The sequence below is a fragment of the Streptomyces sp. NPDC059456 genome, from assembly GCF_042750055.1.
GTDB lineage: Bacteria > Actinomycetota > Actinomycetes > Streptomycetales > Streptomycetaceae > Streptomyces.
The window spans coordinates 1-12374 of sequence record NZ_JBHYVA010000204.1 but is presented as its reverse complement, the minus strand read 5'-3'; the positions used below and the strand labels follow the sequence as shown (position 1 = coordinate 12374).

Below are 12374 nucleotides of genomic sequence, written 5' to 3'. Positions count from 1 at the left end.
GGGCGTTCCGGGGCGGGGGCCCGCGCGGTCCTCGGCCCCCCACCCACGTCCACGTTCCGCTTCCGCACCGCACCGCACACCGTCCTCCGGCACGTCGTCGGCGTACGCGTCCTCGCGCGACGTCGACGTCCCGCACGGCCCCTCGTACGCCCCGACCACCGACGTACGTCCCGTCGAAGGAAAGGCCGAGATGTCACTGAAGGACTCGCAGGAAGCCGTCTCCGACCACCTGGACCGCAACAGCCACCTGGCGACGGTGGCGGCGTTCGGTCAGCAGCACACCTCCGTGTCGATGTACAGCGCGACCACGGTGGTACGGGCGCCGGAGTCGGTGGTACGCGGCCGCTGGAGTCCGGCCGTGCACGGCTTCCTGGGTGAGGAGTTGCTGCTCAACCACCGTCGCAGCGGGCGCGATCTCGGGATGCAGATGGGGGTGTCGAGGTTCTACGGCCACGACGCCGTCCTCTCCAGCGCGCACGGCGACCTGCAAGAACGAGTGGACGGGGCGATCGACCTGCCCCCGCACCGGCGGCTGCGCAGCGGACTGACGGACACGGTCGGCACCCGGCGCAGCGGCCGGGGCTTCTCGGGGAAGCCGGTGTCGCTGGAGGACCTGGCCACGGTGCTGTGGCACGCGCAAGGGGTGTCGGGCAGTCTGCCCGTGCCGACGGCCCAGGACGCCGACGCCGCCGTGGCGTTGCGCAACGCGCCCTCGGGCGGCGGGTTGTACCCGGTCCGGCTGGCGGTGCTCGTCCAGCACGTGAAGGGCCTGGCCCCGGGCGCGTACGCGTACCAGCCGCACAGCCACACCCTCTTCCCGTACGGGCCGGCACCGCAGCCGTTCGAGTGGGGCCGGCAACTGCGGACGGCGGACGTGGAGGTCGACAAGGTCGCCGTGGCCCTGGTGTACGTCTACGACCTCTACGTCAACTCGCAGAAGTACGGGGACAGCGGGTTGGTGTTCGCACTGATCGAGGTCGGCGGGATCTCGCAGAACGTGCACCTGGCCCGGACCTCGCTGGGCCTGATCGGCTGCGACCAGGGCGGGTACGACAAGCAGGCGCTGGAACGGACCCTCGACTGCGACGGCACGTCGCGCCACGTCGTCCACCTGACGCTCCTCGGACACGGAGAGGCCTGAGCCATGACCCCTGCTCCCTCCGATTCAAGAATCGTCCTGGCGACCTCGGTCCGGCTGCTCGCGGTGGAACCGGGGGTCATCCGGCTGCGCTGGGGGATCTGGAACTTCTCCGAGGTGAACGTCGACCTGCGGGCGGAGTCGCCCGCGGTCCGGGCCGCGATGACCGGGCTGTTCGAGACGCTGGCGGCGGGCAAGACGGCCGACGGGACGTTCTCGGACGCCGCCGGTCTGACGCCGGTCGAGCGGGCCAATCTGCAGCTGGCGGTCACCGAGCTGCGGCAGGCCGGGTTCCTCGCCCACGACCGCGCGTCCGAGCGCGGCGGGGACATGGCCCGGGCACTGCTCGGCAATCTGGACCTGTACGGCGCCGGCGGGTCGGCCGAGGCGACGGTCGCCTTCGCGGCGGACTCCCCCAGCGCCGCCGCGTACGTGGCCGGCCAGGCCGAGGCCCTGGGCCTGACGCTGGAGCTCCTGCCGGCGGACTTCCTGGACGGTCTGCGCAGCGCCGACCTGACCTCCGGGATGGGCGGCCTGGCCGCGGCGGACGCGCTGAAGCGGCTGAGCGCCACCGTGGAGCACTGCGACTCGCTGGTCGTCCACCTCGGGCAGGCCTCGGTCCTGGCGCTGCGCAGCCTCAACCGCCTCGCCTGCCGGCTGGAGAAGCCGGTGGTGGTCGGTCTGGTCGACGGCCCCTTCGCGACCATCGTGGGTGCGGACAGTCCGCGCACCGGCTGTCTGGAGTGTTTCGAGCAGCGCTCGCTGGCCCGGCTGGAGGACCACATCGGCTACCACGCCATGGCCGGGGCGTCGGCGCCGGGCGGCACGGGGCGGGCGAACGGGGTGGAGTCGCTGATCTGCGCCCACCTGGTGAACGAGGCGGTGCTGCTGCGCTCGCTCGGCACCTCGCGCTTCCTGGGCCGGGCGCTGAGCATCTACCTGCCGACGTACGAGATCCAGGCGCAGGACGTGCTGCGGATCGGTACCTGTCCGGCCTGCGGCCACGTCGCGCGGGACGTCGTACGGGAGATCAACTTCAGCAGCCGGGTGATCGTCGACCGGCATGTGCGCGAGGCGCTCGGAGGGGGCCGATGAGCGGCATCCCGATCCTGGGCCACCCCGGGATGGGCGACGCGCTCGCCCGGTACGGGCGGATCGGCGGCAACCAGGGCGGGATCCTGCCCGGCATGCTGGTCTCGGTCGCCGCGGTGGAGGGCGAGCCGTACCTGCGCTCGGCCACGGCTGCGATGCCGCAGTACCACCGGCTGGCGCTGGACGACCCGCACATGCAGATGCAGTACCACCTGGCCGGCTACGGCTCGACCAACGAGGAGGCGGTGACCCGGCTCACCGGCGAAGCGGTGGAGCGCTACGCGGCGATCATGGCGATGCCGCTGTTCGCGGACCGCATCGAGTACGCCTCCTACCGTTCGCTGTCCTCGCGGCACCGGTGCCTGCCGCCGGAACTCCTCGGCGTCTTCGACGCCGAGCAGCAGCGGCAGCTCGCCCGGATGATGCACCGGTACGCGCCGGAGCTGCCGACCGAGGACGACGTGATCGCATGGATCGCCTGCCCGTCGCTCACCCGGCCCGGGGAGGAGGTGTACCTGCCGGCGCAGCTGGTCTTCCTCGGTTTCCGCAGCGACCCGGGCGCGGCCGACAAGCTGTTCACCCCGTCCTTCTCGACCGGGACCGCGGCCCACGTCTCACTCGACAAGGCGCTGCTCGGCGCGCTCGTCGAAGCCGTGCAGATCGACGCCTTCGTCCTCAACTGGTACACCGGGGCCAAAGCGCCGGTGATCGACCTGGACGCGGACGGCCGCGAGCTGCTCGCGGCGGCCGGGCTCGCCCCGGACGGGCCCTACGAGGTACGGGCGAGCCTGCTGACCCGGCCGGAACTGCCGTTGCCGAACATCGGGGTGACCCTGGTGCGGCGGGACGGGAAGCTGCCCTACATCGCGTTCGGGCTGCAGGCCGACCCGGACCCGCGGCGGGCGCTGCTGCGCGGCGCGGCGGAGGCGACGGCGATCCTCGGGATCGGCATGTTCAGCACGGTCTTCGACCTGCCCAACGTGCACTTCGCGCAGACGGGTTCGGCGTACACCGACCTGGACACCAACGTGCTGTGGTTCGCCGCACCCGGGGAGGCCGAGCGCAAGCTGTCCGCGGTGGAGAGCCGCGTGGACGGACGGATCGAGTTCGCCGGGCTGGCGGGCTACGCCGGCGACGACACGGCGGCGATCCGCCGGCTGCTGGCGGACCTCGCGGGCGTCAGCGAGTTCGCGGGCTACCTGGACTTCACTCCGCCGGAGCTGGCCGACACCCCGTGGCGGGTGGTGCGGGTCGTCGTCCCGGAGCTGCTGAGCATGTGCCTGCCCGGGTTCCCGCCGAAGGGCCATCCCCGGATGCGAGAGCACGGGGGTGTGACCCATGTGGTCCCACACCCGCTCCCTTGAGCTGCTGGTCCTGGCGGCCACCGTCGCGCCCGCCGAACTGATCCGTGTCGCGACGGCGTTCGGGCCCGCGGCGAAGGCGGGCGCGGACCGGGGGCGGGCCGCCCGCCGCGGGCTGCTGGGCGCCCCCGCCGCCTACCTGTTGGTGACCGCGGTGGCCCTCGCCGTCGCGGCCGGCGGCGGCTTCGTCCCGGACACGCTGACGGACTGGCGGACCGGCGCGCCGTGGCTGCCGGCCGCGGCGCTGGTCGGCGCGACACTGGTCGGCGCGGAGTTCGCGGTCGGCGCGGTGCCCCGGCTGCTGGACGGGACGGGACGGCCACGGCTCTCGGTGCACCGCGGCGGCGGCACGGCGGGCGGCGGGGTGGGCGGCGGTTACGCGGCCGCCGTTCTGGTCACCGCGGTCGCCGAGGAGTTGCTGTACCGGGGCCTGTGGATCGGGGTCCTGCACGCGCGGCTCCGCCTGCCGGTGGCTGTCGCGGTCGCGGTGGCCGCCGTGGCCTATGCGGTGGGACACCTGTTCTTCGGCGGGCTCGCGGTGGCGCAGAAGACGCTCTCCGGGGCGGTCTTCGGGCTGCTCATGGTGGTCTCGGGCAGCCTGGCGGTCCCGCTGACGGCGCACGTCGCCCAGAACGCCGCGGTCTTCGCCCTGGCCGTCCGTCAGGAGCGCGGCGCCCGGCCGGCCGGTGGACGGCGGGTGGCCGGATGAGCGTGCCCGCCTTCACCGCGCTCACCACCACCGTGGTCGCCGTCTGGCTGGCCCTGTACCGGCTGCCGTTCAACGATCCGGCACGCCGGCGGCGGACGGCCCTGTGGCTCGCCGGCCGGACGGGACTGCGCCCGGAAGCCGCCTTCGCGGTGTTCGGCACCGTCGTGTACCTGGTGCTGGGCACCCTGGCGCTGGGGGTGCTGCTGGCGTCCACGCCGCTCGCGTTCCACCAGGTGTTCGCCGTCCCCGCGCCCGGGACGGCGCTCGTCCTGCTGCTGGCGGTCCTCGGCACCTCCAGTGCCACCATCCTGTGCGTATCGCTGCTCTACCGGGTGAACCCGCGGGCGGACGTCCCGGGCGAGATCGCCCGCATCCAGTGGATCGCCTCGATCCTCGCCCTGCCCCGGCACTGCCGGTGGATCGTCCCGGCGGCCGCGGCACTGTTCGAGGAAGTGCTCTTCCGCGGGGTGGTCCTGCTGGGGCTCGGGGCACTGGGCAGCGGCCCCGCCTTCGCCCTGGCGTTCAGCACCTGCCTGTTCGCCGCCGGTCAGGTCGCCTTGGTCTCCACCCGCACCCAGGCGTACGTACTGGGCACCTCAAGCCTCGTCCTCGGCGTGGTCGGCGGCTTGCTGACCACCGCCACCGGCGGTGTGCCGGCCGCCCTGGTGCTGCACATGTCGTTCGCCGGCTTCTACACCAACCTCGGCGCCTCCCCGCCCCCGGGAGTGCGCACGACCCCCGGGAGGCTCAGCCTGTGACCACCGACCAGCCGTCCGCCGACCCGACGGCAGCCGCATCGGCCCCGGCGCCCGGACCGGGGCACGGCGCCGTCGTGCACGCCGACCGTCTGACCGTCGCCTACGGCACGTTCACCGCCGTCCGCGACGTCTCGTTCCGGATCCTGCCCGGAGAGGTGTTCGGGCTCATCGGGCCGAACGGGGCGGGCAAGACCTCGGTCGTCGAGGCGGTCGGAGGCCTGCGGCCGGTCCGCAGCGGCACGGTCACGGTCTGCGGCCACGACCCCCGCCACGACCGCGACGCGGTCACCCGGATGCTCGGCATGCAGCTCCAGGAGTCACAGTTCCCCAGCCGGGCCCGGGTCGGTGAGCTGTGCGACCTGTACGAGGCGATCTACCGGGCCCCCGGCTCCGCGGCCGCGCTGCTCGAAGCCTTCGGCCTGGCCGACCGCCGCCGCAGCCAGATCGCCGACCTCTCCGGCGGCATGCGGCAGCGGCTGGCCCTGGCCCTCGCCCAGATCGGCGACGTCCGGCTGGTCGTCCTCGACGAACTCACCACCGGCCTCGACCCGCACCAGCGCCGGGAGACGTGGCGCTCGGTCCTCGACCTCGCCGCCCGCGGCGTCGCGGTGCTGCTCACCTCGCACGCGATGGACGAGGTCGAGGCGCTCTGCAGCCGGGTGGGCGTGCTTCGGTCCGGGGAGCTCGTCGCGCTCGACTCCCCGGCGCGGCTGACCGAGGCGCACGCGGGCCCGTCCACCTTCGCCGTCGAACTCGGGGACCCGGCCACCGGCCGCCCCGCCGGCATCGAGGAGCGGCTCGACGGCCTCGGGCTGGCCCGGCTGCCCGGCGCGCCGGACCGCTTGGAGTTCGCCGGCAGCTACCCCGCAGACTACGACCGCATCGTGCGCCTCCTGGCGCACGCCGGGCTCCCGCCGTCGGCGGTCAGCCGTCGTACCCCGACCTTCGAGGACGCCTATCTGCGGCTGGTCGGCGCCACCACCGCGCAGGAAGAGGCCTGAGATGTCGACGTTGTGGCCGATCGTACGGTTCGAATGGCGGCGGATGAGGCGGAACTTCGCCCCGGTCTTCTTCGCCCTCGCCTTCCCGGTGCTGATGCTCTGCATGTTCGGCGGGATCTACGGCAACGAGCCGTCCGAGCAGTTCGACGGCCGCGGGACCGTCGACATGTCGGTGCCCGCCTACCTGGTCCTGGTGGTCGCGGTCACCGGCCTGATGAGCTTTCCGCTCGGCCTCGCCGAGTACCGCGACCGCAAGGTCCTCAAGCGGTTCCGCGCGACGCCGGTCGACGCGTCCGCCTTCCTCATCGCCCAGGGGCTGGTCAACCTCGCGCTGAGCCTGCTCGGCGCCCTGCTCCTGGTCGCCGCCGGGTACCTGTTCTTCGACCTCCACCTGCCGGCCTCCCCCGGGGCGGCCGCCGCGACGGCCGGAGCCCTGCTGCTCTCCGCCCTCGCCATGTACGCGCTCGGGGGCGTGGTGGCCGCGGTCGCACGGTCCGAGCGGGCGGCGGTGGCCATCGCCAACCTGGTCTACTTCCCCATGATCTTCCTGTCGGGGGCGACCATCCCCCTGCAGATCTTCCCGGAGGCCATGAAGACCATCAGCTCCGCGCTGCCCGCGACCTACGCGGTCGAACTGCTCCAGCACGCCTGGCTGGACGGCGCGGCCGACGTCGCCCTCGACCTGGGCGTGCTCGCCGGTGTGGTCGTCCTGGGCACGGTGACCGCCTCACGGCTGTTCCGGTGGGAGTAGCGGTGCCGGCCGCCCAGCCGCCGATCGCCGAGCAGGTCCCCGCCACCGCCTACCTCACCGCGCTCGCCCGGGCCCGCGCGACCGCCGAACCGGACGGCGCGCTGCGCGATCCCTATGCCGAGCGCTTCGCCCGCCGCTGCCCGGAATCCCTCGTCCGCGTCACCCGGCACACCGCGGGAACGTCCGTCGTCATCGCCCGCACCCTCGTGATCGACCGCCTGCTGTCCGGGCTGCTCCCGGCCGAGCCCTGGGACGTCTGCGTCAACCTCGGCGCCGGCTTCGACGCCCGTACCCACCGCCTGGACTGGCCCGGCTCGTGTCGGGTGGTCGAGATCGACCGTGCCCCCGTCCTCGACCTCAAGGACCGTCTGCTGCCCGCCGCGACCGCGCGCGTCCCGGTGGAACGACTGCGCTGCGACCTGCGCGACCCCACCGCCCTCGCCGGGCTCCTGCGGCCCCGCACTGCGGGCCGCAGAACCCTCCTCGTGGCCGAGGGACTGCTCACCTACCTCACCGCGGGCCAGGTCCGCGCCCTGGCGGCCTCGGTGGGCGAGGCGGCCGGCGCCGGCAGCGCGTGGATCTGCGACGTCCTGTCCCCGGCCTCCGCGCGCACCCTCACCGCAGCCGCCCGCGCCGCCGGAACGGCCCTGACCCTGCACGGACTCTCCGGCCTCGACGCCTTCGAGTCCGTCGGCTGGCGCTGCGAACGCCTCGAACTCCTGCCCACGGCACGGCCACCCGCCCGGGCCGGCGGCACGGCCCGCCAACTGCCCGACGGTGTCCTGCAACTGAGGCGAACGACCGCCGTCTGACGGCACGACCGGCAGCGCCACCGCGCCGGCCGCAGGCCTTTCGGAGCAGGATCGACGAGCCGGTCGGCGGGTGGCATACGGCGCCGGGCACGTTCGGGTCCCGTGCCACGGAGCGCGTGCGCGGCGGCCCGACGGTGGTTCAGTGGGCGGGGGTCTCCCGTACCGGGTGCTTGCTGAGGATCGAGACGCGGTTGAAGGCGTTGATCGTGATCGCCACCCAGATCACGGCGGATATCCGGTCGTCGTCCAGGACCTCGCGCGCCTGCGCGTACGCCCGTTCCTGGGCGAGTGCGTCGGCGGGGTGGGTGGTGGCCTCGGCGAGGGCGAGGGCCGCGCGTTCGGGGGCGGTGAAGAGTTCGGTGTCGCGCCAGGCCGCGAGCACGCCGAGGCGCCGCGTGGTCTCCCCGGCGCGCAGCGCGGCCCGGGTGTGGACGTCGAGGCAGAAGGCGCAGCCGTTGAGCTGGGACACCCGGAGGTTGACCAGCTCGACCAGGATCCGGTCGAGGCCGGCCTCGGCGGCTGTTGCGCGGACGGCGTCGGCGGTCTTGACGAGCGCCTGGTACGCGGCGGGGTTCTGCTTGTCGAGGTGGATCCGGCCTTCGGTCCGGTGGGCTTCCGTGGCCTGCGCCGTCTCGATCACCCTGGGCTCCTTCGCCTGTTGTCGTGCGTTGCCTTCGGGACTATGATCACCCATAATTGTTGAAAGCGAAACTACTTTGGTTCGGGAGGGGCCCTGAGATGGATCACACGGAGGCCGAGATCGAGGTCGACGTCCTCACCGCCCGGGACGTCCCGCTGGGCGGGCCGCGGGCGATGACCGTACGACGTACGCTGCCGCAGCGGGCCCGGACGCTCATCGGGGCATGGTGCTTCGCCGACCACTACGGCCCCGACCGGGTCGCCGATTCCGGCGGCATGGACGTCGCCCCGCACCCGCACACCGGGCTCCAGACCGTCAGCTGGCTGTTCGGCGGGGAGATCGAGCACCGCGACAGCCTGGGCACCCACGCCCTCGTACGACCGGGCGAGATCAACCTCATGACCGGCGGCCACGGCATCAGCCACACGGAGGTCTCCACCCCCGCCACCACCGTCCTGCACGGCGTCCAGCTCTGGGTGGCCCTCCCCGGCGAGCACCGCCACGCGCCCCGCGACTTCCAGCACCACGCACCCGGAGTGCTCCGCGTCGACGGCGCGCAACTGCGGGTCTTCCTGGGCACCCTCGCCGGGGACACCTCCCCCGTCCGCACCTTCACCCCCCTCCTCGGCGCCGAGGTGCTCATCGACGCCGGTGCCACGGTCACCCTCGACGTCGACCCCGGCTTCGAACACGGACTCCTCGTCGACGAGGGCGACGTCCGCCTCGACGGAACGTCCCTGCGCCCCGCCGAACTCGGCTACGCCGCCCCCGGCCGCACCGCCCTCACCCTGGCCAACGACTCCGACCGCCCGGCCCGGACGGTCCTCCTGGGCGGCCCTCCCTTCGAGGAGGAGATCGTGATGTGGTGGAACTTCATCGGCCGCAGCCACCAGGACATCGCCCTGGCACGGGAGGAGTGGGAGCGCGCCTCCGAGCGCTTCGGCACCGTCGACGGCTACCCGGGCGACCGGCTTCCCGCTCCCGCCCTGCCCAATGCCGTCATCACACCCCGCAAGAACCCCTCCCACCGCTGAATCCCGCACCGAAAGGGCCTTCGCCATGAGCGAGCAGACCGCCACCGCCCCCGTCGTCCAGCGCGTCGACGCCCGGCACCGCTACGAGATCCTCGTCGACGACGAGCGCGCCGGCCTGACCGCCTACCGCGACCGCAACGACCAGCGGGTCTTCTTCCACACCGAGATCGACGACGCGTACGCGGGCCGGGGCCTCGCCGCGATCCTCGTCGAGCAGGCCCTCACGGACGTCCGCGCCTCCGGGATGCGGATCGTGCCCGTCTGCCCCTACGTGGCCAAGTACCTCACGAAGCACCTGGAGTTCGCCGACATCACCGACCCGGTGACCCCCGAGGTCCTCACCTGGCTCGACGCCCGTCTGGGACGCTGAGTTCCTCGCGGATCAACACGCAGAGAGTGTGGGCGGGCGCGCCCGCCCACGCCCTGCCCCGCCCCTGCTCACGGCACTCCACGGGGGCCGGTCGCGTGCCCGCACAGTTCCCCGTGCGGGCGGCCCCTCAGGTCTTCTCGTACTCGTCGTGGCGGCGCAGCCAGTGCGTGTCCTCGCCCTCCTCGTGGCGGCCCATCGGCGTGCGGTCGAGGAGCCCGTAGTAGGCCATGGCCGGCTCCAGCCCGCGCGCGGTGGTGACGTACGTCCGGTACACGGCGCCGTCCGCCAGCGCGTAGCAGCTCAGGCCGGGTGCCTCGGTGACGTACCCGGGTACGTCCGTGCCGCACGCCTCTGCCAGCTGTCGCACCGTGCCCGGGATCTCGCCCTCGAGGAACGGCCTCAGCTCCTCCTCCGTGTACACGAACCCGAGGTCGCGGTGGAACTCACCGGTGCCCGCGGAAACCCAGTCGAAGCTCCAGCCCATCCGCTCCCGGTAGGCGAGCAGCTTCCCGACCGGCGCCCGCGAGGAGCAGATCAGCGTCACGTCGCGGGCCTTGAGGTGGACGGCGTTGGGGTCGAGGGTGTCCGCGATCGAGGAGCAGACGGGGCATCCGGCCTCGTACGGCGGGCCGAACATGAAGTGGTAGACGAGCAGCTGGGAGCGCCCGTCGAAGAGTTCCGCGAGCGGTTCGGTCCCGCGCGCGGTCTCGAACCCGTAGTCCTTCTCGACCCGTACCCAGGGAAGGTCCCTCCGCTTCCGCGCGAGTTCGTCGCCGCGCCGCGTCAGTTCCTTCTCCTGCGCCAGCAGCTCCGCTCGGGCTGCGTCGAATTCCTCCTGCGTGCCGACCTCATGTTCGGGCATGGCTCTTTCCTCGTGTGCGGGAGTGGAGAAACCCCACGGCACGGGCGGGAGCCCGCAGCGTCTGCACGGCGTGGCCGCCCGGCTCTACCTCCACCGTACGCGCGCGACGGCGGACCTTCGCATTCTCATCGGAGGGCCGGAGGTGCCGACGTCCGCCCGGCGGGGCCCGGCCTGCGGGGCCCGGCCGACGCCGCGTGCGACCGACCGGGCTCCCGGGTTTTGGGCCTTCCGGTTCTGTGATCTGCTGAAGGTGTCGCCAGACCCGTGCCGGCCGTCCGCGGTGCACCGCCGCCATCGGTGCGGATCGGGCCGCCGGGGCATCTCGCGTCTTCGGGAGGCTTCCATGCCGCACCTCCACCTGGCCCCTCCGGCGCCGACGCGGCCCGGATACCTTCTGCCCGCGCGAGAACTGGCGGTCGCGTGGTTCCTGATGGTGCTGTTGGCCGCCCTGGCGTGGGTGCTCACCATCGGCCAGTCCCGCCACATGGGGATGGAGTCCGGCACCATGGGCCTGACCCTCCCCCTGTTCCTGCTCCTGTGGGTGGTCATGATGGCGGCGATGATGCTGCCGTCCGTCGCGCCGGTGGCCATCACCTGGGTGCGCGGGATCAACCGCTCTTCGGCGGGGTCGGCCCGCGCCCTGCGGATCGCCTGGTTCGTCAGCGGCTACCTCCTCGCCTGGACCGCCTTCGGACTGCTCGCCTACGGCGCCCTCGCCGCGACGGGCCACCTCGTCGACCTCGATCCGGGTGCGGGCCGCTGGATCGGCGCCTTCGTGTTCCTGCTCGCGGGTCTTCAGCAGTTCGGGCCGCTGAAGCGCGTCTGCCTTCGGCACTGCCGCAGCCCGATGTTCCAGCTTGTCCAGTACGCGCGCTTCCGGCCCTGGGCCAAGGACCTGCGGGTGGGCGCGCACCACGGGCTCTACTGCGTCGGATGCTGCTGGGGCCTGATGATCGTCCTGATCCCGCTCGGGGTCATGAACATCGCTGCGATGGCCGGACTGGCGGCCGTGATCTTCCTGGAGAAGCTCTGGCGGCAGGGCCCCTGGCTGGCCTGGGCCGTCGGCCTCGTCTTCCTCGTCCTGGCCGCGCTCGCTCCGTTCCAGGACTGGCTGCTGCCCGGCCTGGGCACATCCGGTCTCCCCATGGACCGGATGACCGGGTGAGCCGGGACAGCCGGGGCGCGGGCCCGGGCGCGGTCGGCGAGACCGGGCGAACGGTGCCATGCGGCCGGGGGCGACGCTCACGGAAGGTGCACGGATCGCCGCGCATCGCCACTGGCGTACGGACCGCCTGCGCGTGCGCGGCCGGGCGGCCGGGCGGTAAGGCCTGTCGCCCGGGTGGCGGCGGGGGCAGAATTGACAGTGACTCGTACGACCGAGCGCCTGTGCCGGCACTCGCCGAGTGTGGCCCCGGTCCGTACGGGCCGCGAGGAGGCGACGAGATGTCCGAAACGGCAGCGACAGTTCCGAGATGGCACGCGGCCGGCGACTGGTTCGATACGTGCAGGTGCAACATCCCGTGCCCCTGCTCGTTCGCCCAGCTGCCCACCTACGGCGAATGCGACGGGGTCCTGGCCTGGCACATACGCGACGGCAACTACGGTGAGGTACGGCTGGACGGCCTCAACGTCCTGATGCTGAGCTCCTTCGTCGGCAACGTGTGGGCCGAGCACAGCGATACCTACGCGGCGGTATTCCTCGACGAGCGCGCCGACGACGCGCAGCGCGAAGCACTCCAGATGATCTTCGGCGGACAGGCCGGCAGCTGGCCCGCCCAGATGCTCACCATGATGGCCCCCGACGAGGTGCGGGGCATGGACTTCGCGCCCCAAGAAATCGCTGTCG

Annotated in this window: 14 protein-coding genes; 12 read left to right on the top strand and 2 right to left on the bottom strand. The window is 73.0% G+C overall.

Annotated features, from left to right (window positions below):
• From ACFXA3_RS19465 to ACFXA3_RS19430, 8 genes are all read left to right on the top strand, one after another.
• Positions 1 to 1141: SagB family peptide dehydrogenase (locus ACFXA3_RS19465; RefSeq protein WP_385188298.1), on the top strand; the 1141-nt coding region annotated here is incomplete at its 5' end.
• Between the two features lie 3 nt (positions 1142 to 1144).
• Positions 1145 to 2233 carry a hypothetical protein gene (locus ACFXA3_RS19460; protein WP_385188296.1) on the top strand — a complete coding sequence of 363 codons (1089 nt, stop codon included), beginning with the start codon at positions 1145 to 1147 and terminating at the stop codon, positions 2231 to 2233.
• Complete coding sequence (locus ACFXA3_RS19455; protein ID WP_385188294.1) at positions 2230 to 3594, top strand: YcaO-like family protein; 1365 nt, start codon at positions 2230 to 2232, stop codon at positions 3592 to 3594. The genes ACFXA3_RS19460 and ACFXA3_RS19455 overlap by 4 nt, the downstream gene beginning before the upstream one ends.
• Positions 3569 to 4300, top strand: a complete 732-nt coding sequence (locus ACFXA3_RS19450; protein WP_385188292.1) for a type II CAAX prenyl endopeptidase Rce1 family protein — start codon at positions 3569 to 3571, stop codon at positions 4298 to 4300. The genes ACFXA3_RS19455 and ACFXA3_RS19450 overlap by 26 nt, the downstream gene beginning before the upstream one ends.
• Positions 4297 to 5058, top strand: a complete 762-nt coding sequence (locus ACFXA3_RS19445; RefSeq protein ID WP_385188289.1) for a type II CAAX prenyl endopeptidase Rce1 family protein — start codon at positions 4297 to 4299, stop codon at positions 5056 to 5058. The genes ACFXA3_RS19450 and ACFXA3_RS19445 overlap by 4 nt, the downstream gene beginning before the upstream one ends.
• Positions 5055 to 6059 carry an ABC transporter ATP-binding protein gene (locus ACFXA3_RS19440; RefSeq protein WP_385188287.1) on the top strand — a complete coding sequence of 335 codons (1005 nt, stop codon included), beginning with the start codon at positions 5055 to 5057 and terminating at the stop codon, positions 6057 to 6059. The genes ACFXA3_RS19445 and ACFXA3_RS19440 overlap by 4 nt, the downstream gene beginning before the upstream one ends.
• Position 6060: 1 nt before the next feature.
• The gene (locus ACFXA3_RS19435; protein WP_385188286.1) at positions 6061 to 6810 is read left to right on the top strand and encodes an ABC transporter permease; all 750 of its coding nucleotides are present in this window, start codon (positions 6061 to 6063) and stop codon (positions 6808 to 6810) included.
• Between the two features lie 2 nt (positions 6811 to 6812).
• Positions 6813 to 7622, top strand: coding sequence for a class I SAM-dependent methyltransferase (locus ACFXA3_RS19430; protein ID WP_385188285.1), 810 nt, complete (start codon positions 6813 to 6815; stop codon positions 7620 to 7622).
• A gap of 139 nt (positions 7623 to 7761) precedes the next feature.
• Here the strand turns inward: ACFXA3_RS19430 and ACFXA3_RS19425 are convergent, their stop codons facing one another.
• Positions 7762 to 8262, bottom strand: coding sequence for a carboxymuconolactone decarboxylase family protein (locus ACFXA3_RS19425; protein ID WP_385188283.1), 501 nt, complete (start codon positions 8260 to 8262; stop codon positions 7762 to 7764).
• 98 nt (positions 8263 to 8360) lie between these two features.
• Here ACFXA3_RS19425 and ACFXA3_RS19420 point away from each other — a divergent pair, with 98 nt between their 5' ends.
• Positions 8361 to 9296, top strand: coding sequence for a pirin family protein (locus tag ACFXA3_RS19420; protein ID WP_385188281.1), 936 nt, complete (start codon positions 8361 to 8363; stop codon positions 9294 to 9296).
• A gap of 25 nt (positions 9297 to 9321) precedes the next feature.
• A complete protein-coding gene (locus ACFXA3_RS19415) occupies positions 9322 to 9666 on the top strand; it encodes a GNAT family N-acetyltransferase (RefSeq protein ID WP_385188279.1) in 345 nt (114 codons plus the stop codon).
• A gap of 127 nt (positions 9667 to 9793) precedes the next feature.
• Here the strand turns inward: ACFXA3_RS19415 and ACFXA3_RS19410 are convergent, their stop codons facing one another.
• Positions 9794 to 10528, bottom strand: a complete 735-nt coding sequence (locus ACFXA3_RS19410) for a DUF899 domain-containing protein (RefSeq protein ID WP_385188278.1) — start codon at positions 10526 to 10528, stop codon at positions 9794 to 9796.
• A gap of 343 nt (positions 10529 to 10871) precedes the next feature.
• Here ACFXA3_RS19410 and ACFXA3_RS19405 point away from each other — a divergent pair, with 343 nt between their 5' ends.
• Both ACFXA3_RS19405 and ACFXA3_RS19400 read left to right on the top strand, forming a co-directional pair.
• Positions 10872 to 11693, top strand: coding sequence for a DUF2182 domain-containing protein (locus ACFXA3_RS19405; RefSeq protein ID WP_385188276.1), 822 nt, complete (start codon positions 10872 to 10874; stop codon positions 11691 to 11693).
• A gap of 278 nt (positions 11694 to 11971) precedes the next feature.
• A partial coding sequence (locus ACFXA3_RS19400; RefSeq protein ID WP_385188274.1) for a DUF1326 domain-containing protein occupies positions 11972 to 12374 on the top strand: 403 nt, incomplete at its 3' end.

Coding starts and splice junctions, on each gene's coding strand:
- ACFXA3_RS19460 (WP_385188296.1), top strand. CDS start 1,145: ATGACCCCTGCTCCCTCCGATTCAAGAATCGTCCTGGCGACCTCGGTC.
- ACFXA3_RS19455 (WP_385188294.1), top strand. CDS start 2,230: ATGAGCGGCATCCCGATCCTGGGCCACCCCGGGATGGGCGACGCGCTC.
- ACFXA3_RS19450 (WP_385188292.1), top strand. CDS start 3,569: ATGTGGTCCCACACCCGCTCCCTTGAGCTGCTGGTCCTGGCGGCCACC.
- ACFXA3_RS19445 (WP_385188289.1), top strand. CDS start 4,297: ATGAGCGTGCCCGCCTTCACCGCGCTCACCACCACCGTGGTCGCCGTC.
- ACFXA3_RS19435 (WP_385188286.1), top strand. CDS start 6,061: ATGTCGACGTTGTGGCCGATCGTACGGTTCGAATGGCGGCGGATGAGG.
- ACFXA3_RS19420 (WP_385188281.1), top strand. CDS start 8,361: ATGGATCACACGGAGGCCGAGATCGAGGTCGACGTCCTCACCGCCCGG.
- ACFXA3_RS19415 (WP_385188279.1), top strand. CDS start 9,322: ATGAGCGAGCAGACCGCCACCGCCCCCGTCGTCCAGCGCGTCGACGCC.
- ACFXA3_RS19410 (WP_385188278.1), bottom strand. CDS start 10,528: ATGCCCGAACATGAGGTCGGCACGCAGGAGGAATTCGACGCAGCCCGA.
- ACFXA3_RS19405 (WP_385188276.1), top strand. CDS start 10,872: ATGCCGCACCTCCACCTGGCCCCTCCGGCGCCGACGCGGCCCGGATAC.